We start from the raw sequence: 23,519 nt of genomic DNA on the forward strand, positions 1-23,519 counted from the left end.
CGGCGGCGTTCATGCAAGTTGATCTGTGAATAGCAATTTGACATCCAATTTCCTCCATGGCTAACCACATGAATTCATTGGCATGTTGCAGTTTAAAATAGAATGTACCCCGTCATATGATTGAATTGCATAATATGGATTATGGAACAATCGGACGTATCATCATGCCGTTTTAGCGGCGTTTAGCGATATAAAGATGCCCTGGTACTGGCGAGCCTTGCTCACTGCGCACAGTGATATCTTCGCAGCGAATGCAGTCCATTCCATGCTCAGACAACTGCGAGCGGACATAAGACTGTGCATGTGCAAAACGCTGGAAATCACCAACCATGAAGTGACGATCCGCAAATCGCGCATCGCTTTGCGTTTCGCTGGAAAAGCAGAAATATCCGTCTGCCTTAAGATGCCTGGCAACGCCCGCAAAAAACGCTTCGAGTTCCCCCATATAAGGCAGCACATCGGTCGCGACGATCAAATCCCAGGCGTCTTCCTGCGTGTTTTCAAGAAACTTGACGGCTTCGCCCACAAAAAGCGCATCATAATCGCCTTTGTCATAAGCGACTTCGATCATGTTTTCAGAAATATCAACGCCAGTCTTGTGTTCGGCCATATCATCAAGCGCATCGGCTGAAAGCCCGGTGCCGCAGCCAAGATCCAGCATGCGTTTTGCCTGAAACTCTTCATCCATTTCGAGAAGCATTTCACGCAACTGCAATGGCACATCATAGCCAAGCTGATCGACAAGAATTGTGTCGAACATCTCTGCATGCTGATCAAACAACGTCGACACATAGGCATCCGGCGCTTTTGGCGGAACGGATCCGCGCCCCATGCTTGCGAGGCGGACCGCAGCACCACCATGATCGTCGGGATCAATGCGCAACACGTCCTCATAAGCTTTGGCCGCAGCATCCAGATCGCCGGATTTTTCGAGCGAAAGCGCGAGATTATAGGCTTCTGCAAGCGCTTCCTGATCGAAAGTCTCTTTGTTCTTGTCCGCCATAAAACTTGCCTTTCCCGACACGACCGATTGGAATTTCTCTGTAGATTTTCTTTCCCGGTATGACAAGCAAACCGCAAAAAGATAATGCGCGAAGGCCCCTACTCCGCAGCAGCTGCTTTTATCGTGGCGCTGGGTTTATGCTCTGCAAGCCTGCGCGCAATAACAGCGCAGGCCATAAGCTGAATTTGGTGAAACAGCATCAGCGGCAGCACGACACTGCCAACATTCGCACCTGCAAAGATGGCGCTTGCCATGGGCGCACCACTGGCAAGGCTCTTTTTGGAGCCGCAGAACATGATGGTGATACGATCGGCACGATGAAAGCCCAGCCACTTGCTGCCATACCACGTCGCCAGCATCACGATGACCAGAAGCATTATATTCACACCAAACATCACGCCGAGATCATTCCACGAAACCGTGCGCCAAAGGCCTTCAACAATGGCCTCGCTAAAAGCCAGATAGACGACCATAAGGATGGAACCGCGATCGACAAAACCAAGCGCTTTGCTATGGCGACGCATGAAATGACCGATCCATGGCTGCAAAATCTGCCCCAGCACAAAGGGCGCAAGCAATTGCAGCAAAATCGACTGGAGCGCATCGATCGAAATTCCACCGCTGCCTTTAACAGCAAAAAGCAATCCCACCAGCAATGGTGTCAGAAACATACCGAAAATATTGGATGCGGACGCCGAAACAATCGCTGCCGACACATTACCGCCAGCCATTGACGTAAAAGCGATGGATGATTGCACAGTGGACGGCAAAACACAGAGATAAAGAATACCAAGGTAAAACGGAGACTGCGCGAGCCCCGGAATTGTCCAGCCAGCAACAAGTCCCAGAATTGGGAAAAGAACGAATGTTGCGCAGCCTACCACCAGATGCAGCCTCCAGTGAATGACACCGGCAATGACGGCTTCACGCGATAGCCGCGCACCATGAAGGAAGAACAAAAGCCCCACCGCGACCTTGGTCGCAATGGCAAACCAAACAGCAAAATCACCCTGCACAGGAAGGACTGATGCAAGCACAATCGTTGCGATCAACATGCAGGTGAACTTATCGGGTAGAAAACGCATTATCTCGTCAGTCCTTCAGCGCATCAATCTGAAAGCCCCCGTTTCGAATGGGTTGGGGCGCTTTCATCATCAGCAATTATTTCCCGCTTGTAATAGCCCCATCAAAAGCAGGCACAACACGAAAGGACAGGCTGGAGGGCTGATCCGTTCACTTTTCAGGGAGTTTGCAACATAATTCCACCAAAGCGAGCGGCTTTGAAAAATCAATCAACATTGTATCCGTCAGGATTCTTCGATTGCCAGTTCCACATGTCTTTGCACATTTCGCGCAAATCTTTCTGAGCAGTCCAGCCAAGAAAATCACGCGCAAAAGCCGGGTCAGCGTAGCATTCTGCCACATCACCGGGACGGCGCGGTGAAAGCTCATATTTGATCTCACGGTTTGAGACGTGCTCAAAAGCCTTAACCACATCAAGAACACTGTAGCCGTGCCCTGTCCCGAGATTGACAGAGAAACACGTCGGTTCATCCAGCTTTTTCAGTGCTTTCAGGTGTCCGGCCGCAAGATCAACCACATGAATATAATCACGCACGCCGGTGCCATCGGGCGTATCGTAATCATTGCCCCAGATATGGAGCTTTTCGCGGCGACCGGTTGCCACCTGCGCAATGATCGGCATCAGATTGTTTGGAATCCCTTTGGGATCTTCACCGATCAGACCGCTTTCATGCGCACCCACCGGATTGAAATAGCGCAAAATAGCAATTTTCCAGCTCTTATCACTGTTATAAAGATCGCGCAGCATCTCTTCGATGATCAGCTTTGTCCGCCCATAAGGATTAGTCGCAGAAAGTGGCTGGTCTTCGGTAATCGGCAGCTTTTCCGGTTCGCCATAAACCGTTGCCGACGAGCTGAAAACAAGTGTCTTAACACCCGTCGCTTCCATTGCCTGCAACAAACGCAGCGTGCCAACCACATTACAATCGTAATAATGCAGCGGCTTTTCGTTCGATTCACCAACGGCCTTGAGGCCAGCAAAATGAATAACGGCCGTGCATTTATGGCGCTTAATAATCTGTTCAAGAAGCGCACGATCCCGAATGTCGCCCGGCTCACGGATCGGTGCCCGGCCGGTAATTCTCTCTACACGGTGGAGTGATTCCGGGCTGCTGTTATCAAAATTATCGACCACAACAACATCATGGCCAGCTTCAATCAACTGCACGCATGTATGCGAACCGATATATCCGGCACCACCCGTTACAAGAATCGTCATTCTCTCAATACCTGCTTGTTGAACATATCGCCTTGATATGCGATCCCGGTCATTGTGCTGACTATGCCAAAACCGAAGCGGACTGCAACCCGGTGCATACAATTCTCGCAAATTACCCGAACAGTGCCTCATCACTTTTTATGGAGCGAAGATGGAACCTTCCCGCAATATTGACCGTCTTCTCGAAATCATGATCGCCCTGCGCGATCCAGAAACTGGCTGCCCATGGGACGTTGAACAGACATCGCAATCGATTGCACCCTATACGCTTGAAGAGGTCTATGAGGTTCTCGACGCCATCGAACGCGATGATGTGGATGATTTGCGCGAAGAGCTTGGTGATCTGTTGTTGCAGGTGGTGTTTCATTCGCGCATGGCGGAAGAACAGGGCCAGTTCGCCTTTGGTGATGTGGTCGAAGCCATCACGCGCAAAATGATCCGTCGCCACCCGCATGTATTTGGCGATGAAGAAGCCAGAAGCGCAGGCCTGGCCAAGGGATCATGGAACCGCATCAAGGCTGAGGAAAAGGCAGAGCGCGCAGAACGCCGCGCAAAGCTTGGTTTGGAAACGGTCGAGAAAACCCGCTATCTAGATGACATTCCGAAGGCCTTCCCTGCCCTGTTGCGCGCATTAAAGCTCCAGCAAAAAGCTGCCAAGGTTGGCTTCGACTGGTCTGAAGCAGCCCCCATCCTTGACAAGATTGCCGAGGAAACCGCAGAACTCAAAGAGGCAATGGCATCTCACGACAAGGCCCATATTCAGGAGGAATATGGCGATCTTCTTTTCGCGATGGTCAACCTCGGCAGGCATCTGGAAATCGACCCGGAAACCGCATTGATCGCCACCAATGACAAGTTCAAGCGCCGCTTCGATTATATCGAAAAATCGCTCAAAGAATCCGGTGGCAATCTCGAATCAGCCCAGCTTGATGATATGGAAGCCATTTGGGTCGAGGCGAAGAAAAAGGGGCTTTAATCAGCCCCTTTCCTCACGACTTATCTTCCCATTTTGGGCGGGTCATCTGATAGACCTCTTGCGTGGTCGCATAATCCATATAGCCAAGGCGTGTCACCGGCTTGGCTTTTCGGATGTCGAACAGGCCGTCTGTCAGCACGGATTCATCAATGTGAACACCAACAACTTCGCCGATCACCATGTAATTATCGGTTCGCCTGCCCTCTTTGTCCTGCAAATTTCGAACTTCAACGGCCACACATTCAAGGGCCGCATAGGCCTCTTTTACAAAGGGCGCTGCGATAAGTTTGCTTGGGGCGGCAGTCAGTCCGGCATATGAAAACTCGCTGATACCGCGCGGGGCATTTACCGATGTTGCATTCATATGCTCTTTAAGATGATCACTGACCAGACTGGCTGTAAATTCACCCGTTTCCTCAATAAATGTCACGCTGTCTTTCACCCCGCTGGATGAAAACATGATCATCGGCGGCGTGTCACATACTGCATTGAAAAAGGAATAGGGTGCGAGGTTTACGGCCCCCGTCTTTGAACGTGTTCCGATCCAGCCGATGGGGCGTGGTGCAACGATCGCCTTGAATGGATTATGAGGCAGATTATGACCTGATTGTGGTTCATAAAACATCGGGTTTTCCAGCGTTTAAGCAAGTTTGCTAATATTCAACATCAAGATGACCACGGACCATTATAATCGGACACAATCTTATCCATATCTGCACGCGGACGTTCCGGCATTTTGTTTTTCGCTGTTCCAATATGAACAAAACCCGCAACCCGCTCGTCTGGCGAAAGGCCGAGATAGGTGCGAGCCGGTGCATCATCCGAATACCAGTTGGTAATCCAGTTCGTTGCATAACCGAGCGCATTGGCTGCCGTGCAAAGGTTCATGGCTACCGCACCAGCTGAAAGAAACTGCTCCCATTCCGGGATACGCTCATGCGCCACGGGTGAGGAGATAACACCAACAACCAATGGCGCACGTGCAAAACGCGCGCGCTCCTGATCCCTGCGGCTATCAGGCAACGGCCCTTCCCGCTCATCAGCGCGCTTGGCAAGATATGCACCAACCTGATGGCGCACATCACCGCGATACAGGATGAAGCGCCATGGCGTCAAACGGCCATGATCAGGCACGCGGGCTGCAACTTTCAGCAACTCGTCAAGCTCAGCACCTTGCGGCGCTGGCTCGGAAATCGCGGAAATCGGCGTGGAACTGCGCTGCGCCAGAAACTCAAAGACCGGATGTGTCACGGGGGGAAACCTCATCGCTCAAATCTGCATAAATCGCTCCACTTCATGGAGGCGACTTCTTCTCGCGCGACATCATGAAGGTGTAAAGCCTAAAATCAATGACGATGCGTTAGACGCAATGATAAATTTGAAACACAACGGTCAGTTTAGCCTTGAATTTGCCATGCGCTTGAGTGCAAAACATCACCATGTCAGATCGCTCAGACCTGTTTCAGAAAAAGCATACGAAATTATCACGCAGCAGGGCACTTGTAGCGGCTGTTTCGCTTGCCCTGATTGCATCGTCACCGGCACTTGCGCAGGACATTAACGGCACAATCGGCCTGCCTGACCTCCCGCAGCCAAAGCTCGACCTGCCAAAACTCAGTCCCTATGCAAATCCGTCCAGCCCTGAAAACAACCCACTCGTTAAAACCAGTGAGCTTGATCTGAAAGCCCGTCTTAATCAAGATGGGCCGGATATACCCTCTGGGCTTGTCTGGCGTGTTTTTGCGCCAGAGGTTGGCCCGGACGGACAATTGGCGCTGATTGCATCGTCAAAGGGTGGCAGCGCGGTTTTCAACCTGCCAGAAGGCAGCTATCTGGTTCATGCCGCATATGGCCGTGCAGGCGCAACCAAGCGCATTACGCTCACCAATGGCACTCGTCATGAAGTCATGACGCTTGATGCTGGCGGAATGAAGCTAAGCGCCGTCCTGCCGGATGCCGGCAAAATCAAAAGCGACCTTGTTCGCTTCTCTATCTATGCCGATGAGGACAATAGCGAACGCTCGCTGATCGTTCCCGATGTAAAACCGGATACCATCATCCGGCTAAACAGCGGCACTTATCACGTTGTCTCCAATTATGGCACGGCCAATGCGATAATTCGCGCCGATATTCGGGTCGAGGCAGGCAAACTGACAGAAGCCACAGTTCAACATCGCGCTGCGGAAGTCATTCTAAAACTGGTGCGTGAAAAAGGCGGTGAAGCGCTCGCTGACACGTCATGGTCGATACTCAATGCTTCGGGTGATGTGGTTCGTGAAAGCGCAGGCGCTTATTCATCGATGGTTCTCATCGAGGGTGACTATGTCGCCATCGCGAAAAACAAAGACCGAATTTATCAGCGCGACTTCAAAGTGACCTCGGGCCACAATGAAGAAGTGGAAGTCATCGCCAACCGCGAGTCGGAAGCACTGACAGACAACGACGCCGCTCAGGACTGAAGCATTTCCAGTAAAATTGCGAAAAGGCCCACTCGAAGTGGGCCTTTTTGTTTATGCGTTGCGCAGACGCAGGAGATCTGGCGGTGTGGCCTCTTCGCTCAGACGAGCAATCGCTTCATCCAGCGTCATGGATTCCTGATCGCGCGAGCCAAGACGACGCATATTAACCGTCTTTTCTTCCGCTTCACGCATACCGCAAACGAGAATCACCGGAACCTTTTGAACCGAATGTTCGCGAACCTTATAGTTGATCTTCTCGTTGCGTGTGTCAGTCACGACCTGCAAGCCTGCCGCCTTGAGTTTGGCTGCAACTTCCGCAGCATAGCCATCGGCTTCTGAGGTAATCGTCGCAACAACAACCTGAACCGGAGCAAACCACAGCGGCATGTGACCGGCGAAGTTTTCGATCAGAATGCCGAGGAAGCGTTCCATTGAGCCACAAATGGCACGATGGATCATCACCGGCTGCGTCTTTTCCGAATTGCTGTCGATGTAGAAAGCGCCAAAACGTTCCGGCAGGTTGAAATCAACCTGTGTCGTTCCGCACTGCCATTCACGGCCAATCGCATCTTTCAGCGTATATTCGAATTTCGGACCGTAGAACGCACCCTCACCTGGCAGAATGCCAGTCTTGATGTCGTCCGACTGTTCCTTGATCTGCTCAAGAACCGTCATCATCACGCTTTCAGCGCGATCCCACAATTCATCCGAACCAACGCGCTTTTCAGGACGCGTCGAAAGCTTGATCGTGATCTCCTTGAAGCCGAAATCTTTATAGACCGACAAAATGAGATCATTGATACGAAGGCATTCGTCCGCCATCTGCTCTTCGGTACAGAACACATGCGCATCGTCCTGCGTGAAGCCGCGAACACGCATCAGGCCATGCAATGCCCCCGATGGTTCGTAGCGATGCACATTACCAAATTCTGCAAGCTTTATAGGCAGATCGCGGTAAGACTTAAGACCATGCTTAAATATCTGAACGTGACCTGGGCAGTTCATAGGCTTCAATGCAAACACGCGATCATCGTCGGTATCATCACCGGCAACAGTCACCTTGAACATGTTGTCGCGATACCAACCCCAGTGACCGGATGTCTCCCAAAGCGACTTGTCCAGCACCTGCGGTGCATTGACTTCCTGATAGCCATGACTGTCGAGACGACGGCGCATATAAGCGACGAGCGTCTGGAACATGCGCCAGCCTTTGGCGTGCCAGAAAACAACGCCCGGACCCTCTTCCTGGAAATGGAACAGGTCCATTTCACGACCCAGACGGCGGTGATCGCGCTTCTCCGCTTCTTCAAGCATATGAAGATAAGCGTTGAGATCGGCATCATTGGCGAAAGCCGTACCGTAAATGCGGGTCAGCATTGGATTGTTGGCATCACCGCGCCAGTAGGCACCAGCAACCTTCATCAGCTTGAATGAATTGCCGATCTGGCCCGTGGACGCCATATGCGGACCGCGGCAAAGATCGAACCATTCGCCCTGATTGTAGATTTTCAGATCCTGACCTTCAGGGATCGCGTCAACAAGTTCGACCTTGTAGCTTTCGCCCTTATCGGCAAAAACCTGCTTGGCCTTCTCGCGCGACCACACCTGCTTGGTGAATGGCTTGTTGCGCTGAATAATTTCGCGCATCTTCTTTTCAATCACCGGCAGATCATCGGGCGTGAAAGGTTCATTCCGCGCAAAGTCGTAATAAAAGCCGTTCTCAATGACTGGACCGATTGTAACCTGTGTTCCCGGAAAAAGCTCCTGCACAGCTTCGGCCAGAACGTGCGCCGTATCGTGACGGATCAGTTCCAGCGCACGAGGATCTTCACGGGTCAAAATTTCGATTGCACCGGAAGCGCCAAGCGGATCTGAAAGATCACGCACGGTACCGTCTACGGCGTAAGCCACGGCTTTCTTGGCAAGTGATTTGGAAATCGATTCGGCGAGTTCGGCACCGGTTGTTGCGGCATCATATTCGCGCACCGAGCCATCAGGAAACTGCATGGAAACGTTCGACATCATATTCTCCTTATCCAGTCCCGCCAACGATTGCGGGTGGTTTACTCACGAAACGCGCTCTCTGTAACAGAGCCACGCCTATGTAATCTTGAATGAAGACTGGCTATTAATCTCTTTTGATCAGCACGTAAAGGAAAAGCGCCGTGGCAAACTGCATCACAGCGCGATCAGAATTCCGACGACTAAAGAAAATCAGTTGCGAATGGCAAGGCAGGGAACACCCTGCTGCTGAAGCTGTACGCAGGTCTTTTGCGCTGCATCTGAATCTTTGAAGCCCGTGAAGCGCACACGATAGACCTTGCGACCGCGCGTCGATGGCGAAATCTCGCCTTTTGTACCCGGAACCAGACGGCTCACCACCGGCAGATATTTTGCCTGCAACGCATCAGCACCTGAACGCGATGGGGTCGCTCCAACCTGAACACGCCATGCAGACATCGCAGCTTTCACCAAAAAGCCACCATCACCCTGCTCGATCCTATTGTCGTCAATCGTATCGGCAATCACATCGGCTTTTGGCTTTTCAGGCATAAGCGGCGAGATAACAGGCAAAGGTGTCTGAACCGAAGCGGTCACGATTTCGTCGACGCCGGTACCGGCGTCCTCCTTGCCAAAACGTGTCAGCAGCTTTGCCATGCGATCATCACGCTCGCGCGAGGAGCCAGCACCAAGCACAACGCCAACGAGATGCTTGTCATTGATGATCGCGGAGGAAACGAGATTATAGCCCGAAACATCCGTATATCCGGTCTTGATGCCATCAACGCCCTGATAGCGATACATCAGATTGTTGTGACCGTTGAACGGACGTCCTTTGTAAGCGAAGGAACGCTGGGAAAACAACGCATACTCATTTGGAAAATCACGGCGCAGCGACATGCCAAGCACAGCCATATCGCGTGCAGTCGTCAATTGCGTCATCTTTCCGGTCAAACCCGATGGATTGACGAAATAGGTACTCTTCATGCCGAGATTTCGGGCTCTCTGCGTCATCAGGCGACCAAAAGAGGCTTCTGAACCACCCAGATACTCGCCCATGACAGTGGCTGCATCATTGGCAGATACGACAATCATACCGCTGATCGCATCGCGAACCGAAATGGTTTCGCCTGCCTTGAGCCAGAGTTTCATTCTGACTTTTGCCGCCGCATTTTTAGAAATCGGCATCTGATCGTCCCAATGAATCCGACCGGTCTTCAAGGCTTCAAAAGCCAGATAAAGGGTCATCATCTTGGCAAGCGATGCAGGCGCATGTTGTACGGTTGAGCCATCCTGCCCAAGAATCACGCCACTATCGGCATCAAACACAACCCATGAAACATTGGCCATAGCGTTGGTTGCACAGAAGATGCTGGCACCAAGCGCAACACCTGCAATCAGCCGGGAGATGCGTGACGATAATTTATGCATGATGGCTCACAAGAAGAGAAAACTCATTGCAAATGAAGTCGAATTGCGGCGTGAAAAAGACGCTTGCTCAACTTGATTTGCATTTCCTGATAAAACCGATTTATCATTAACGAATTCTGAGCAACACACAATAAATCAACATTTTTTAACAGTTTTTCAGCGCCTGGGTGATGAAACCCGCCAGAATCGCCAGGGCAAATACCACCGGAATTCGTCTGAAAGTTCTCTTGGCACAGGGTCAAAACCGTGAGTCCCCATGGGACCACAGCGCATGATACGAAAAAGTCCCATCCAGCTGCCGTTCCACAATCCGTAACGAGCAACAGATTCGTAGGTATATTCTGAACAGGTCGGCATATGGCGGCAGGAATTGCCGATAAAGGATGAAAGCGTGAGCTGGTAAAGTCTGATCAAACCCGTCCCCAGCACCCTGCCCGGTGTTTTGCGCCAAGGATCGGTAAAATTGCGGGTTTGTCGCTTCTTATTGATCGCAGCCTTGGCCGGATGATCTTTCCCGCAATTGCACATCAGGCGGCCTGCACCTTTTCCTCGATTTGACGGATGCAGTCGACAACTGCATCAAATGTCAAAAGCGTTGAAGCATGACGGGCTTTGTAGTCTCGCACCGGTTCAAAATATTTCATATCTTCAAAACGACCGTCAGGTGCAGGACCATTTTCCTTGAGCATCTTGTACATAGAATCGCGCGCAGCGCGCAATTCCTGCGCCGTGCAACCTACCACATTGCGCGCCATAACCGAGGATGACGCCTGCCCCAAAGCACAAGCCTTCACCTCATGTGCAAAGTCCGTAACCACCCCATCCGCCATCTTGAGATAAACAGTCACTGTCGAACCGCACAATTTTGAATGAACAGTCGCAACGGCATCAGGCTCCGCAATGCGTCCCAGTCGTTCAATGTTCCCTGCAAATTCAAGGATACGTTTGTTATATACATCGTCTATCATTGAGATGAACCTTCCGCCTTACCGGATAAAAATGCAAAATTGTCGTCCGGTAACGGTTTGAAGTTGCATTTTCCTGTCTATATAATAGGCAGTGCGCAGCTGCGCCATGGTCAGATTATCGCATGGTTATGAAGTCGCACAAATATCCGTCCGGCAGCTTGGTGTTGCCGGATCAATACATCGCACGTTCGCAAGACGCATCGCTGTATTGTCCGTTTAACTCGTCTCCTCCGTGAAGGAGACTACTGGAGAATACGAATGGACGCTCGCATCCTTCCGATCGATAACGAACCCATTGTTTCCAAAGAATCGCCAAAGCCAACACAGGCCGAAGCAGAAGCTGCTGTGCGAACCCTTCTTCGCTGGGCCAGCGACAATCCCGACCGTGAAGGGCTTCTCGATACGCCCATGCGTGTTGCAAAATCCTATAGCGAACTTTTTGGTGGCTATGATGAGAGCCCGGAAGATGTGCTGGGCACGACTTTTGAGGAAGTCTCGGGTTATAACGATATGGTGTTGGTGAAGGACATTTCCTTCTTCTCGCATTGCGAACACCATATGGTGCCAATTATCGGCAAGGCGCATGTCGCCTATCTGCCTGATGGCAAGGTGCTTGGCCTGTCCAAGATTGCACGCGTTGTTGATATTTTTGCCCGTCGCCTGCAAACGCAGGAAAGCATTACCGCGCAGATCGCTGATAGCATTCAGCGTATTCTCAAGCCACGCGGCGTTGCGGTCATGATCGACGCGGAACATATGTGCATGGCGATGCGCGGCATCCGTAAGCAGGGTTCAAGCACGATCACCACCACCTTTACCGGCACTTTTAAGGAAGAAGTGAACGAACAGGTCCGCTTCATGAGCCTTATCCGCAAGTAAAACCAATTTATCAGGCGCAACAATGAGCTTTTTCCCTGCCCAACCTTCCGACAAGAAGACGATTGAAGAAGGTGCGGTTTTCATGCCGCGCTTCGACGCTTCCGGCCTCATCACAGCCGTCGTGACGGATGCGCATGATGGTGAATTGCTCATGGTCGCACATATGAATGAAGAAGCGCTGCGCCTGACGCTTGAAACCGGGATTGCGCATTATTGGTCGCGCTCCCGCAACACGCTTTGGAAAAAGGGCGAGACATCCGGCAACCTGCAAAGCGTGATCGAACTGCGCACCGATTGCGATCAGGATGCTCTGTGGCTCAAGGTTCGCGTCGCAGGCGATGGCCCAACCTGCCACACCGGTCGGCGCTCCTGCTTTTATCGCCAGGTGCAGTCCGAAAATGGTCAGATCAGCCTGTCACTGAGTGGCTCCTGCGACCACCAGCATTAACGGGCTGCTGTTGAACATACAAAGGTCGCTCTAAGTTTTTTCTTGGCCTTCAAATCGCAGCATTTATTGTTTCGATACCGTGTTTTGGTAATATCATCAAAACAAGAGGTGCTTAATCGATATGCGTGCATGGGGTCAAAGGCGCAGGGCTGCCAATCCACAAGCCCTGACGCCTGAAGAAGAAATCATCAATCAGCCACAGGTGCGACATCAGCCGCGCCGCATTGCCCTTGCTCTGGGCGGCGGCGCCGCGCGTGGATGGGCGCATATTGGCGTGCTGCGCGCGCTTGATGAGGCTGGGATCGAGATTGAAATGATTGCCGGCACCTCAATCGGCGCATTGGTTGGCGGATGCTATCTTGCCGGAAAGCTCGATCAACTGGAAGAATTTGCGCGCAGTCTCACGCGGCGGCGAATGTTCAATCTTCTCGACATCACATTTCGCGGGAGTGGTCTGTTCGGTGGCATGAAGCTTGACAATCGTATGCGTGAGCATCTCGATGGCTTGCGCCTTGAGGAGCTTGACCGCCCCTTCGTGGCTGTTTGCACCGAATTGCACACCGGCCATGAAATCTGGCTTTCAAATGGCCCTTTAGTCGAAGCCATGCGCGCTTCCTATGCACTGCCCGGCGTGTTCGAGCCTGTCCGCTGGCAGGAGCGTGTGCTGGTCGATGGCGCGCTGGTCAACCCGGTTCCAGTCTCCGTATGTCGCGCCTATGAACAACGCTTGGTTCTCGCTGTGAACCTTCATTACGATCAGTTCGGACGTGCAGCCGTCATCAAACACGCACAGTCGCAGCGCGAAAATCTCACCGAAGCCATACAAGGTGGCAAAGAAAACCGCCTCGGTATAACGGGTGTGATGATGGAAGCTTTCAACATCATTCAGGACCGCATTTCACGCGCGCGTATGGCTGGCGATCCACCGGATGTGTCGCTGATGCCAACCGTTGCACAAATCGGCCTCGCAGATTTCCACCGCGCATCTGAGGCAATCGACATCGGCTATGCAGAAACCGTCAAAAGGCTGGAAGACATTAAGCGCCTTCAAGGGATCAGCGGCTGATAACTCATTATTTTTCTATTATTTTCAAAAAGATTGGGCGAAGTTCAAGAATAGGCTTGTGCCTGTCGGATCGATTTGCTAGATGCCTCCTCGCTGACAAGTTCAGCTTCTACCACGTGCGGTCGTGGCGGAATTGGTAGACGCGCAGCGTTGAGGTCGCTGTGGGGCAACCCGTGGAAGTTCGAGTCTTCTCGACCGCACCATTCTCTTCCAGAATTATCATTTACATTGAAAATGTCGCTCCGCGATCTGGTTAACCACCAGATTAAGCTGAGTTCTTTGCATTTTAAAATCAAGCGTTTAAGCGCATCACAAAATAAATTCAATCAATTGTGCTCAACTGAAAGAATAGCCTTGTGCAGTCGAAACTGATTTGCTAAATGCCCTCTCGCTGACAGTGTTCAGCTTCTACCACACAGTGCGGTCGTGGCGGAATTGGTAGACGCGCAGCGTTGAGGTCGCTGTGGGGCAACCCGTGGAAGTTCGAGTCTTCTCGACCGCACCACTCTCTTCCTGAGAAAATTTGATTTGCGCCTGATTGGCAGCAACGATTTATCTTCGAAAACAAAATGAAAAGCCCGCTTGAAGCGGGCTTTTCTTATAAATTATCGCTATGTTCACCCAGTTTCGGCGAACGTCTGTCGAGTTTTAACTCAGCATCCGAGAATCGGATCGGTGTACGAAGTCCCGGAACACCATCTGGGTCGATTCTCATCTGACGCGCGATGAATTGCGGGTCGGAAAACACATCCTCAACCATGTTGATCGGCCCGGCAGGCACACCTGCTTTGGCAAGCGCTGACAGAAGATCATCCCGTAGCCATTGCTTCGTACGCTCTTCCAACAAAGCCGTCAGAGCATCGCGATTGGCAACGCGCAGCGAATTGGTGACAAATCGGGAATCACTCGCCAGTTCGCCAACTCCAAGCAGAGCCGTCAGCTTTGCAAACTGACCATCATTGCCGCAGGCGATAATGAAATAGCCATCCGACACAGGCAGCGTTTGATAAGGCGCGATATTGGGATGCGCATTGCCCATACGTTTGGGCGAAATGCCGGATGCCAGATAGTTCATGCCCTGATTGGCAAGAACCGCTGTCATACAATCAAACAGCGCCATATCAATATGCTGGCCCCTGCCCGTGCGCTCACGCATGATGAGCGCCGACTGAATGGCGATGACGCTATAAAGCCCCGTAAAGATGTCTGCGAAAGCCACACCAATCTTCTGCGGTTGCCCGTCCGGCTCACCGGTCAGGTCCATGATACCGCCCATGCCCTGGATCATGAAATCATAACCCGCACGCTCTGCATAAGGCCCGGTGTGGCCAAACCCCGTGATTGAGCAATAGATCAGGCGTGGATTGATCGCTTTCAGGCTTTCATAATCGAGACCGTATTTATCAAGACCGCCGAGCTTGAAATTCTCAATCACCACATCCGCATCGGCAACCAGCTTGCGCACAAGCTCCCTGCCCTCATCGGTGCGAAAATCAGCGATGATCGACTGTTTGCCACGATTGCAGGCGTGGAAATAGGCGGCCGACTTTTCGCCTTCAACCTCGATAAAGGGCGGGCCCCATGTGCGGGTATCGTCACCTTCAGGGCTTTCGACCTTGATAACATCCGCGCCGAGGTCGGACAGTGTCTGTCCGACCCATGGACCGGCCAGAATGCGGGCCAGCTCAATGACTTTCAGACCCGCAAGCGGTGTATTCTGCATTTCTCAAAACCTTTCCGGTGATCAGAAAAAGGCCTGAATGCCGGTCTGCGCACGCCCGAGAATCAGCGCATGAACATCATGCGTGCCTTCATAGGTGTTGACGGTTTCAAGATTTTGCGCGTGGCGCATGACGTGATACTCGATCTGAATACCGTTGCCGCCATGCATGTCACGCGCCTGCCGTGCAATATCGAGCGCCTTGCCGCAATTGTTGCGCTTGACGATAGAAATCATTTCAGGCGCCATTTTGCCTTCGTCAAACAGACGACCAACGCGTAAAGATGCCTGCAAGCCAAGCGTGATTTCAGTCTGCATATCAGCGAGCTTCTTCTGGTAAAGCTGTGTGCCAGCCAGCGGCTTGTCGAACTGTTTGCGATCCAGACCATACTGGCGCGCGCGGAACCAGCAATCCTCTGCCGCACCCAGCACACCCCATGAAATGCCATAGCGCGCACGGTTGAGACAGCCGAACGGACCCTTGAGGCCCGATACATTCGGCAGCAAAGCATCTTCCGATACTTCCACACCATCCATGACGATTTCGCCAGTGATTGAAGCGCGCAGCGAAAGTTTGCCGCCAATCTTAGGTGCAGAAAGACCCTTCATGCCCTTTTCAAGCACAAAGCCACGGATCGCACCGTCGTGCGCTGTTGACTTGGCCCAGACTACGAACACGTCAGCAATCGGCGAATTGGAAATCCACATTTTGGAACCGCTGATGCGATACCCGCCATCGATCTTGTCGGCGCGAGTTTTCATGCCCGCAGGATCGGAACCCGCATCAGGCTCAGTGAGACCAAAGCAGCCGATCAATTCGCCGGAAACCAGACCCGGCAGATATTTCTTACGCTGCTCATCTGAGCCATAAGCGTAGATCGGATACATGACGAGCGACGACTGAACGCTCATCATCGAACGATAGCCGGAGTCAATGCGCTCGACTTCACGCGCCACCAGACCATAGGAAACATAACCGGCATTGGCTGCGCCGTATTCTTCGGGAAGCGTTACGCCAAGAAGACCAGCCTGCCCCATAAGGCGGAACAGGTCCGGATCGGTCGTTTCATCCAGATAGGCTTTTTCAATGCGTGGCAGCAGAACATCGCTTGCAAAAGCCTGCGCCGAGTCGCGGATCATCCGCTCGTCTTCGGTCAGCTGTTCATCAAGCAAAAACGGATCTTCCCAGTTAAATGCGGCACGCGACATGAATGGTCTCCTCAGATTTGGTTGGAGAGACTATGGCGCAGCCTATTTCGACATGCAATTTACGTTTACTCATCGATCTATTCCATTTAGTAATAGATCATGATTTCGCTCTCGAGACGCCTGCTTCCTTCAACAAGCGCGCTTGCTGCCTTTGATGCAGTGGCGCGGCATGAAAGCTTTTCGAGTGCTGCGGAAGAGCTGTCTCTGACGCAAGGCGCAGTCAGTCGTCAGATCGCTCTGCTGGAAGAACAGCTTGGCGCCGCTCTGTTTGAGCGCACCAGCCGCCACGTTATGCTGACCGATGCCGGGCGCGCTTATCTTCATGCGATCAGCCCTGCCCTTGCCGCCATTCGTGCGGCGTCATTGCAGGTCATGTCGCAAATGCGTGGAACGACGCTTAATCTCGCATTCCTGCCGACATTTGGCACCCGCTGGCTGATCCCACGGATTCCCCGTTTTGTGGCGCAATATCCGGATATTATTCTGAATTTTGCCACCCGCATTGGTCAGTTCGACTTTGAACGCGAAGGCCTTGATGCGGCAATCCATATTGGCCAGTCAGACTGGCCCAATGCCGATTGCACATTTTTAATGGAAGAAACGGTTGCGCCTGTGTGCAGCCCGGCTTTTCTGAAACAGCATCCCGTCAATTCGCCTGCGGACCTGTTACGCCTGCCGCTTTTCAACATGGCATCACGCCCCGGCGCATGGAACCACTGGTTTAAAAGCCTCGACATTGCTGCACCTGTAGCAAGCGGAATGCGCTTTGAGCAGTTCTCAAATGTCTCTCAGGCTTGTATCGCAGGTCTTGGGATTGCGCTTATGCCGCTGTTTCTGATCAGCGCCGAAATTGAAAACGGGCAGCTTGTCGTGGCCTATCAGCACACCGTCAAAAGCCCGAGCAGCTATTACTTTGTAACACCGCAGGCGCGCGCAAACACGCCTGCCGTTAAAGCCTTTCGCGACTGGCTTCTCACCGAGATCAATCGCGAGTTTGATCCTCACGCCATCGAATTGCTGACAATCTCATAAGAACGAAGACGCTTCTGATGGTCATAGATCATGCCTGTGACCATCAGTTCGTCAGCGCCGGTGCGTTTAGCAAATTCGCGAATCCCCTTGTCGACGATTTCAGGGCCACCCACAACACGACATGACAGCATCTGGCGCACCAGCGCTTGTGCTGAGGGATCAAGCTGCTCCAGATACCCCGCGACAGGTGCTGGCAGCTTGCCCGGACGACCGCTGCGCAAATTCACAAATGCCTGTAATTGCGATGTGAACAGATAATGTGCTTCTTCATCCGTATCCGCCGCAATGACATTCAGCCCAAGCATGACATAAGGCTTTTGCAGATATTCAGATGGCTCAAAACGTTCGCGATAAAGCTCGACGGCGCGCTCCATGTCAGCCGGTGCAAAATGGGAGGCGAAGCTATAAGGCAGCCCCAGCATAGCAGCCAATTGCGCACCAAACAGGCTGGAGCCGAGAATCCAGACAGGAACATTCAGCCCCGCGCCCGGCACGGCCTGTACGCGCTGCCCCGGATCGGCTGGCTTGAAATAATTGAGAAGCTCCACGACATCGCGCGGAAAATCATTGGCGCTGCTTTCCAGATTGCGGCGAAGTGCATGCGCAGTCATCTGATCGGTGCCCGGCGCACGACCAAGCCCCAGATCAATACGCCCCGGAAACAGCGAGGCCAGCGTACCAAATTGTTCTGCGATCACCAGTGGCGAATGGTTCGGCAGCATGATTCCACCCGCACCAACGCGGATGGTGGATGTGCCCGCTGCCACGTGGCCAATCACAACGGAGGTTGCAGCACTGGCAATGCCCGGCATGTTGTGATGCTCGGCCAGCCAATAGCGCGTAAAGCCCAATTTCTCGGCCTGCTGGGCCAGTTCGAGCGTGTTGCGCAGAGACTGCCCTGCATTACTGCCTTCAGGGACGGGTGAAAGATCAAGGACGGATAAAGGTATCATGCTTGCTCATATGGTGTGTAACAGCCGGGATGCAACTTCATCCCAAGAAAAAGGGCGGCCCACATGTGACCGCCCTCAATCCGATTATTCAATACAAGTTTCAGTGATGGGCTGCCGCCGCAGCCTCCTTGCTATCTTCCGACGATGGCACGAATTCGCCTTCAACGTCCTTCTTGGCAATAAATGTATAGAACATTGGCACCACGAACAGCGTGAAGACCGTACCGATTGTGATACCGGTGAAGATCACCAGCCCCATCGAGTAACGCGCGGCCGCACCCGCACCACTTGCCATAATCAGCGGCACAACGCCGAGCGCCATGGCAGCCGTGGTCATCAGAATCGGCCGAAGACGCGTTTCAGCAGAGAGGATGATGGCCTCACGACGCGAATGACCATGCAAGCGACGTTGCTGATTGGCGAACTCCACCATCAGGATGCCGTGCTTGGTTATCAGCCCGACAAGTGTGATGAGACCGACCTGTGTGTAGATGTTGAGCGTTCCAAGGCCAAGGTTCAATGGCACAATCGCACCGAAAATCGAAAGCGGGACTGACATCATGATGATGAACGGATCGCGGAAGCTTTCGAACTGCGCCGCAAGCACCAGATAGATCACGATAACGGCAAGGCCAAAAGCGATGAGGATCGTGTTGCCCTGCTCGACTTCCAGTCGTGACTGACCGGAATAGTCGAGGAAAAATCCTTCCGGCATCTTCGAGCGAGCCAGATCAACAAGCGTCTGCAGGCCCTGACCTGTCGTGACACTAGGCATTGGCAGAGCGGAAATGGTAGCGGAATTGAGCTGATTAAACTGCTCAATAGCGGCAGGCGATGCATTTTGCTTGATTTCAATAACCGACGACAACGGAATCATTGCGCCGGAAACACTGCGAACAAAGAATTCGCCGAGCTTTTCCGGGGTCGAGCGATAGGCATCCGGCACCTGCGTGATGATGTCATAGCTATTGGAATCGCGGTCGAACTTGGCAATCGATGCACCGCCGGTCAGAAGACCAAGCGTCGAACCAATATCGCTAACCTGAACGCCAAGCGTTGCAGCGCGATCACGATCAATGGTGATCGTGGTCTGCGGCGCATTATAGGACATCGAGTTCTGGACAATGATATACTGTCCGGTTGCCTGAGCTTCGTTCTTGATTTCTTCAGCCAGTTCAAAAACCTGACTGGATGGGCCAGTGGATTGAAGCGCAATCGAAATCGGCAAGCCACCGCCAGCACCGGGCAGAGACGGAGGCGCGAAAATAAATGCGTCAACGCCCGCAACCTTGGTCAATCTTGCGGTCAGATCTTCCTGAATTTGCTTTTGCGAACGCGTGCGTTGGGACCAGTCTTTAAGAACCCAGAGCGCAATACCCGATGTTGTTCCGCCATCCATACCAACGATCTGGAAGCGTGTATCCAGTTCCGGCAAATCTTTGGTCAGGCTGTCAATCTGTTCTGCATAGAGGTTGGTATAGGCAGAGGTCGCATATTGCGGAGCCTGGAACATCGAGAACAAAGCGCCGGAATCTTCTTCAGGAGCAAGTTCCGTCGAGGTGTTCACGAAAAGGAAGCCTGTGAGCCCAACCAGAGCAATAACGATCATCAATGTAATCGGACGATAATTAAGCGACCCGGATACCATCCCATGATACCACTTTTCGAGCTTCTTAAAATTCTCGTCGATGATTTTCTGGAACCGGGACGGTTCACCGTGTTTGAGCATACGGGCGCACATCATCGGTGAAATCGTCAGAGCTGCAATACCGGAAATGATAACCGCGCCGGCCAGCGTGAAAGCAAACTCTCTGAACAGCGAACCAGTCAGACCACCGGTAAATCCAAGCGGTGCAAACACCGCGGCCAGCGTAATCGTCATCGCGATAATCGAACCGGTAATTTCCTTCATGCCCTTGAAGGCGGCATCCATCGGACGCAATCCCTCTTCGATATGGCGGTGAATATTTTCAAGCACCACGATCGCGTCATCGACCACAAGACCAATCGCCAGAACCATCGCAAGCAGCGACAGAAGATTGATCGAGAACCCGAGAACATAGAGAAAGAAGCATACGCCAATCAGCGAAATAGGGATCGTGACAATGGGAATAAGAACCGAGCGGAACGACCCAAGGAAAATGATAATGACCAGAATAACGATCGCGACAGCTTCACCAATGGTGGTGAAAACTTCATTGATGGAAGAGCTGATCTGCTCGGTCGCGTCATAGACGAGATCAAGTGTCATGCCCTCCGGCAGAGATGCTTGAATGGCCGGCAGTTCTTTCTTGAAAGCCGTTGCAACATCAATCGGGTTCGCAGACGGTGTCGGGTAAATTGCGAGGAACGTACCGGCCGAACCGTTGAACGAAACAATCGTATCTGTACTTTTCGCAGCAAGCTCAACTTTCGCCACATCGCGCAGACGCACAATCTGATCGCCGGTTGATTTAATCGGCATTGCGCCAAAAGCTTCCGGTGTCTGCAAGGTCGATTCAAGCGTAATCGATGATGCAACATACTCGTTTTTTGTCTGTCCAGGCGCAGACAGGAAGTTCGACGCTTTAATCGCCGCCAGTACTTCAGCCGCCGTAACCTGACGCGCGGCAAGCTGGATCGGATCAATCCAGACGCGCATCGAATAGACCTGACCACCCAGAATATCAGCCTTCGCCACACCCTGAACGGTGGAGATACGCGGCTGCATGACGCGCTGCAAATATTCAGTGATCTGTTCGCTGGTCATATTGGGGTTCTGCGCAGCCAAATACATGGTTGCGAAGCTCTGCCCGGTTCCCTTGACGATCACGGGATCATCAGATTCAGTCGGCAGATTGCCGCGAACCTGATTAACCTTGGCAATCACTTCCGTGAGTGCCGCATCGGGATTAGCGCCCAGTTTCATCTGAACCGTCACCGTGCTCGACGATGGACGGCTGGATGATGTGACGTAATCAATGTTTTCAGTCGTCGCCACCGACTCTGCAATTGGAGAGGTGATGAAACCCTGAATAAGCTCAGCGCTTGCCCCCGCATAAGCGGTCGATATGGTAATAACTGTCTCATCGACTTTCGGATATTCGCGCACAGAAAGCTGCGCGATACCCTGTAGGCCGAGAAGAATGATCATAAGAGCGACCACGGTAGCAAGTACGGGTCGCCGGATGAAAATATCGGAAAAACTCATCTTGCTCGCCTATTACTTGTCAGCCGCTGGGATCGGATTGACCGTGTTGTCAATCGTGACAGGCGTCCCCGCTGAAAGCCGGTTCTGGCCCGCTGTAATCACGATGTCGCCAGCCTTGAGGCCATCCGTGATCTCAACCACACCACCATAACTCCGGCCGATTTTGACGAAAACCTGTTGGGCAACCAGCTTTTTAGCATCACCTTCAGGCGCTTTTTCGCCCTCTTTTGGCTGTGCCGGACGAACAGCATAGACATAGTCGCCATACAGGCTGCGAATGACAGCAGTCTGTGGCAGCGCCAGCACATTGTCTTCCTTTGGCAGTTCAACACGAACCTGAACAAACTGACCTGGTGTCAGACGAGGTTCGTCATTCTGAACTTCCGCACGCACAGAAACCAGGCGGCTCGCAGGATCGATCTTGGGATCGATACCAACGATCTTGCCATTATAATTGAGCTGTTCCATGCTTGGACCAACCTGCACGGGTTGGCCGAGCCTAAGCTCAGGCAGCGACTGTTCCGGCACCGTGAAATCGATGCGCATCTTGTCGGTTTCCTGCAAGGTCCCGATTACGGTGCCCGGTGTCAGATACTGACCGATATCAACCTTCGCAATACCAATAACACCCGTAAACGGTGCTGTTACCGTCTTCTGATCAAGTACAGCCTGCATCTTTGCAACAGCGGCCTTTTTGGCACTCGCCGCAGCTGCCGTCGTATCAACGTCGGAAACCGCACCTACACCGCGCGTGCGCAAGGTTTCAGCACGCTTCAGATTCTGGTCTGCAAGCACGGCCTCGGCCTTCGCAGCAACAAGGTCCGCAGTCTCGATGCTGTTTTCGAGTTGCAGAAGGACCGTACCCTTTTTTACTTCCTGGTTGGCTTTAAAGTCGATTTTATCGACAATGCCACTAACCTGAACCGTCAGGTCAACACCATTGATTGCATTGGCCGACCCAATGGCTTCGATGCCCGGCGTCCATGTCGTCGGCTCCAGCGTGATCGTGGAAACCGTCTTGGCCGGCTGCTGCATATTGGCGAAGAAGTCCTTAATCGCCTGTGTCCTGAACAGGTTAAAACCGACGAGCCCTCCCACGACGATCACGAGGAAAATAATTGCCAGAATAAGGCGTTTGATCATTGCGGAAGCACTCCAGGGTGTCATTGGCGCGCGTCCTATTTGTTGCTCACAATTTGGTCGCACGTATTTTACTTGAATAACTGTCGAAAATAACTGTACCGTCTGGACGGTATTGTCAACTATTGAACTGTCAGGAGACCACTGGAATTGCATACCAAGAATAAGGTCTCTTCGCGAGAGCGCATTTTGCGCGCAGCAGTGGAACTCGCCCAAGAGGTCGGCCCAGCCCATCTCTCTCTCGACGCGGTTGCCGCTCGCGCGGGCCTCTCAAAGGGCGGATTGCTCTATTCGTTTCCAACAAAAGCAAAATTGCTTGAGGGTGTGGTCGAAGAATATATGAGAGAACACGAACGGGCGATGGAGGTTCAGGAAACCCTTCAACGCGGCGATAAAAATCGGGTTGTACGCGCCTTTTTTGATGTTTTTCGTCTTCAGGCAGATGATGAGCCGCCAGCCAGCGGCATCCTTGCTGCCCTCGTCGAAAATCCGGATTTCATGATCCCGGTCAGGCGTTACCACCGAGCCTTGTTGGATCGAATGTTGAAAGATGCAACCGATAATGATCTTGTTTTAATTACTTATCTGGCGCTGACAGGCTTAGAATGCGGGCGCTTGCTCGACTGCGACATTGTGAACGACGAAGAACGCCATTCCGTCATCTGCCGCTTGGAAAAGCTGCTCGAAGCAGGCTAATCGCTGCATGTAAAAAACGCGCCTATGAGGCGCGTTTTTTGTTAAA

General features: G+C 52.4%; 21 protein-coding genes and 2 tRNA genes. 9 read left to right on the plus strand and 14 right to left on the minus strand.

Annotated features, from left to right (window positions below; all coding sequences use genetic code 11):
* Positions 1-172: 172 nt before the first annotated feature.
* The 3 genes from ABE530_RS11440 to galE form a co-directional block, all read right to left on the minus strand.
* A complete protein-coding gene (locus ABE530_RS11440; RefSeq protein ID WP_499694592.1) occupies positions 173-1,003 on the minus strand; it encodes a class I SAM-dependent methyltransferase in 831 nt (276 codons plus the stop codon).
* Positions 1,004-1,101: 98 nt separating this feature from the next.
* Positions 1,102-2,088: a bile acid:sodium symporter family protein gene (locus ABE530_RS11445; protein WP_265984679.1), complete on the minus strand. Its 987-nt coding sequence runs from the start codon at positions 2,086-2,088 to the stop codon at positions 1,102-1,104.
* 203 nt (positions 2,089-2,291) lie between these two features.
* Positions 2,292-3,305, minus strand: coding sequence for a UDP-glucose 4-epimerase GalE (galE, locus tag ABE530_RS11450; protein ID WP_265984678.1), 1,014 nt, complete (start codon positions 3,303-3,305; stop codon positions 2,292-2,294).
* Positions 3,306-3,456: 151 nt separating this feature from the next.
* Here galE and mazG point away from each other — a divergent pair, with 151 nt between their 5' ends.
* Positions 3,457-4,281 carry a nucleoside triphosphate pyrophosphohydrolase gene (mazG, locus tag ABE530_RS11455; RefSeq protein ID WP_499694593.1) on the plus strand — a complete coding sequence of 275 codons (825 nt, stop codon included), beginning with the start codon at positions 3,457-3,459 and terminating at the stop codon, positions 4,279-4,281.
* A 13-nt stretch (positions 4,282-4,294) separates the two neighbouring features.
* Here the strand turns inward: mazG and ABE530_RS11460 are convergent, their stop codons facing one another.
* Both ABE530_RS11460 and ABE530_RS11465 read right to left on the minus strand, forming a co-directional pair.
* On the minus strand, positions 4,295-4,906 hold the full coding sequence (locus tag ABE530_RS11460) for a flavin reductase family protein (protein ID WP_499694594.1): 612 nt from the start codon (positions 4,904-4,906) through the stop codon (positions 4,295-4,297).
* Between the two features lie 41 nt (positions 4,907-4,947).
* A complete protein-coding gene (locus tag ABE530_RS11465) occupies positions 4,948-5,532 on the minus strand; it encodes a nitroreductase family protein (protein ID WP_499694595.1) in 585 nt (194 codons plus the stop codon).
* Positions 5,533-5,720: 188 nt separating this feature from the next.
* Here ABE530_RS11465 and ABE530_RS11470 point away from each other — a divergent pair, with 188 nt between their 5' ends.
* Positions 5,721-6,740, plus strand: a complete 1,020-nt coding sequence (locus ABE530_RS11470) for an RgsD C-terminal domain-containing protein (protein WP_499694596.1) — start codon at positions 5,721-5,723, stop codon at positions 6,738-6,740.
* 51 nt (positions 6,741-6,791) lie between these two features.
* Here ABE530_RS11470 and thrS read toward each other — a convergent pair whose 3' ends face one another.
* The 4 genes from thrS to ABE530_RS11490 all read right to left on the minus strand — a co-directional run bounded on the left by thrS (position 6,792) and on the right by ABE530_RS11490 (position 11,140).
* The gene (thrS, locus tag ABE530_RS11475) at positions 6,792-8,765 is read right to left on the minus strand and encodes a threonine--tRNA ligase (protein WP_499694597.1); all 1,974 of its coding nucleotides are present in this window, start codon (positions 8,763-8,765) and stop codon (positions 6,792-6,794) included.
* 189 nt (positions 8,766-8,954) lie between these two features.
* Positions 8,955-10,172 (minus strand): serine hydrolase, encoded by a 1,218-nt coding sequence (locus tag ABE530_RS11480; protein ID WP_499694598.1) that lies wholly within the window; start codon positions 10,170-10,172, stop codon positions 8,955-8,957.
* Between the two features lie 156 nt (positions 10,173-10,328).
* The gene (gene yidD, locus ABE530_RS11485) at positions 10,329-10,700 is read right to left on the minus strand and encodes a membrane protein insertion efficiency factor YidD (RefSeq protein WP_265984672.1); all 372 of its coding nucleotides are present in this window, start codon (positions 10,698-10,700) and stop codon (positions 10,329-10,331) included.
* Positions 10,700-11,140, minus strand: coding sequence for an iron-sulfur cluster assembly scaffold protein (locus tag ABE530_RS11490; protein WP_499694599.1), 441 nt, complete (start codon positions 11,138-11,140; stop codon positions 10,700-10,702). Before ABE530_RS11490 ends, yidD begins: the two co-directional genes overlap by 1 nt.
* Before the next feature lie 258 nt (positions 11,141-11,398).
* Between ABE530_RS11490 and folE the strand changes: the two genes are divergently transcribed.
* The 5 genes from folE (at position 11,399) to ABE530_RS11515 (ending at position 14,038) form a co-directional block, all read left to right on the plus strand.
* Entirely contained in the window at positions 11,399-12,019 is a 621-nt protein-coding gene (gene folE, locus ABE530_RS11495; RefSeq protein ID WP_499694600.1) for a GTP cyclohydrolase I FolE, read from the plus strand.
* Between the two features lie 22 nt (positions 12,020-12,041).
* Positions 12,042-12,467: a phosphoribosyl-AMP cyclohydrolase gene (hisI, locus tag ABE530_RS11500; protein ID WP_499694601.1), complete on the plus strand. Its 426-nt coding sequence runs from the start codon at positions 12,042-12,044 to the stop codon at positions 12,465-12,467.
* Between the two features lie 121 nt (positions 12,468-12,588).
* Positions 12,589-13,533 (plus strand): patatin-like phospholipase family protein, encoded by a 945-nt coding sequence (locus ABE530_RS11505; protein WP_396998561.1) that lies wholly within the window; start codon positions 12,589-12,591, stop codon positions 13,531-13,533.
* Between the two features lie 118 nt (positions 13,534-13,651).
* Positions 13,652-13,736, plus strand: a tRNA-Leu gene (locus ABE530_RS11510).
* 217 nt (positions 13,737-13,953) lie between these two features.
* Positions 13,954-14,038: transfer RNA gene (locus ABE530_RS11515), tRNA-Leu, on the plus strand.
* 93 nt (positions 14,039-14,131) lie between these two features.
* On the opposite strand, the gene ABE530_RS11520 is transcribed toward ABE530_RS11515, so the two are convergent.
* Positions 14,132-15,256 (minus strand): CaiB/BaiF CoA transferase family protein, encoded by a 1,125-nt coding sequence (locus tag ABE530_RS11520; RefSeq protein WP_499694602.1) that lies wholly within the window; start codon positions 15,254-15,256, stop codon positions 14,132-14,134.
* A gap of 21 nt (positions 15,257-15,277) precedes the next feature.
* Positions 15,278-16,462: an acyl-CoA dehydrogenase gene (locus ABE530_RS11525; RefSeq protein WP_265984666.1), complete on the minus strand. Its 1,185-nt coding sequence runs from the start codon at positions 16,460-16,462 to the stop codon at positions 15,278-15,280.
* Between the two features lie 99 nt (positions 16,463-16,561).
* On the opposite strand from ABE530_RS11525, the gene gcvA reads away from it, so the two are divergent.
* Entirely contained in the window at positions 16,562-17,494 is a 933-nt protein-coding gene (gene gcvA, locus ABE530_RS11530) for a transcriptional regulator GcvA (protein ID WP_499694603.1), read from the plus strand.
* On the opposite strand, the gene ABE530_RS11535 is transcribed toward gcvA, so the two are convergent.
* The 3 genes from ABE530_RS11535 to ABE530_RS11545 all read right to left on the minus strand — a co-directional run bounded on the left by ABE530_RS11535 (position 17,464) and on the right by ABE530_RS11545 (position 22,780).
* On the minus strand, positions 17,464-18,447 hold the full coding sequence (locus ABE530_RS11535) for an LLM class flavin-dependent oxidoreductase (protein ID WP_499694604.1): 984 nt from the start codon (positions 18,445-18,447) through the stop codon (positions 17,464-17,466). The two genes, gcvA and ABE530_RS11535, sit on opposite strands and share 31 nt — an antisense overlap.
* Before the next feature lie 100 nt (positions 18,448-18,547).
* A complete protein-coding gene (locus tag ABE530_RS11540) occupies positions 18,548-21,637 on the minus strand; it encodes an efflux RND transporter permease subunit (protein WP_499694605.1) in 3,090 nt (1,029 codons plus the stop codon).
* A 12-nt stretch (positions 21,638-21,649) separates the two neighbouring features.
* Positions 21,650-22,780, minus strand: coding sequence for an efflux RND transporter periplasmic adaptor subunit (locus ABE530_RS11545; protein WP_396996972.1), 1,131 nt, complete (start codon positions 22,778-22,780; stop codon positions 21,650-21,652).
* 147 nt (positions 22,781-22,927) lie between these two features.
* Between ABE530_RS11545 and ABE530_RS11550 the strand changes: the two genes are divergently transcribed.
* Entirely contained in the window at positions 22,928-23,473 is a 546-nt protein-coding gene (locus ABE530_RS11550; protein ID WP_265984661.1) for a TetR/AcrR family transcriptional regulator, read from the plus strand.
* Positions 23,474-23,519: the final 46 nt, after the last annotated feature.

The organism is Brucella sp. TWI559, from assembly GCF_039674265.1.
Lineage (GTDB): Bacteria > Pseudomonadota > Alphaproteobacteria > Rhizobiales > Rhizobiaceae > Brucella > Brucella chromiisoli.

What these genes read in the sequence shown, in the direction of transcription:
- hisI (WP_499694601.1), top strand. Translation starts at nt 12,042, where the DNA reads ATGAGCTTTTTCCCTGCCCAACCTTCCGACAAGAAGACGATTGAAGAA.
- ABE530_RS11505 (WP_396998561.1), top strand. Translation starts at nt 12,589, where the DNA reads ATGCGTGCATGGGGTCAAAGGCGCAGGGCTGCCAATCCACAAGCCCTG.
- folE (WP_499694600.1), top strand. Translation starts at nt 11,399, where the DNA reads ATGGACGCTCGCATCCTTCCGATCGATAACGAACCCATTGTTTCCAAA.
- galE (WP_265984678.1), bottom strand. Translation starts at nt 3,305, where the DNA reads ATGACGATTCTTGTAACGGGTGGTGCCGGATATATCGGTTCGCATACA.
- ABE530_RS11490 (WP_499694599.1), bottom strand. Translation starts at nt 11,140, where the DNA reads ATGATAGACGATGTATATAACAAACGTATCCTTGAATTTGCAGGGAAC.
- ABE530_RS11525 (WP_265984666.1), bottom strand. Translation starts at nt 16,462, where the DNA reads ATGTCGCGTGCCGCATTTAACTGGGAAGATCCGTTTTTGCTTGATGAA.
- ABE530_RS11480 (WP_499694598.1), bottom strand. Translation starts at nt 10,172, where the DNA reads ATGCATAAATTATCGTCACGCATCTCCCGGCTGATTGCAGGTGTTGCG.
- thrS (WP_499694597.1), bottom strand. Translation starts at nt 8,765, where the DNA reads ATGATGTCGAACGTTTCCATGCAGTTTCCTGATGGCTCGGTGCGCGAA.
- ABE530_RS11440 (WP_499694592.1), bottom strand. Translation starts at nt 1,003, where the DNA reads ATGGCGGACAAGAACAAAGAGACTTTCGATCAGGAAGCGCTTGCAGAA.
- ABE530_RS11460 (WP_499694594.1), bottom strand. Translation starts at nt 4,906, where the DNA reads ATGTTTTATGAACCACAATCAGGTCATAATCTGCCTCATAATCCATTC.
- ABE530_RS11470 (WP_499694596.1), top strand. Translation starts at nt 5,721, where the DNA reads ATGTCAGATCGCTCAGACCTGTTTCAGAAAAAGCATACGAAATTATCA.
- ABE530_RS11540 (WP_499694605.1), bottom strand. Translation starts at nt 21,637, where the DNA reads ATGAGTTTTTCCGATATTTTCATCCGGCGACCCGTACTTGCTACCGTG.
- ABE530_RS11445 (WP_265984679.1), bottom strand. Translation starts at nt 2,088, where the DNA reads ATGCGTTTTCTACCCGATAAGTTCACCTGCATGTTGATCGCAACGATT.
- mazG (WP_499694593.1), top strand. Translation starts at nt 3,457, where the DNA reads ATGGAACCTTCCCGCAATATTGACCGTCTTCTCGAAATCATGATCGCC.
- gcvA (WP_499694603.1), top strand. Translation starts at nt 16,562, where the DNA reads ATGATTTCGCTCTCGAGACGCCTGCTTCCTTCAACAAGCGCGCTTGCT.
- ABE530_RS11545 (WP_396996972.1), bottom strand. Translation starts at nt 22,780, where the DNA reads ATGATCAAACGCCTTATTCTGGCAATTATTTTCCTCGTGATCGTCGTG.
- ABE530_RS11535 (WP_499694604.1), bottom strand. Translation starts at nt 18,447, where the DNA reads ATGATACCTTTATCCGTCCTTGATCTTTCACCCGTCCCTGAAGGCAGT.
- ABE530_RS11520 (WP_499694602.1), bottom strand. Translation starts at nt 15,256, where the DNA reads ATGCAGAATACACCGCTTGCGGGTCTGAAAGTCATTGAGCTGGCCCGC.
- yidD (WP_265984672.1), bottom strand. Translation starts at nt 10,700, where the DNA reads ATGTGCAATTGCGGGAAAGATCATCCGGCCAAGGCTGCGATCAATAAG.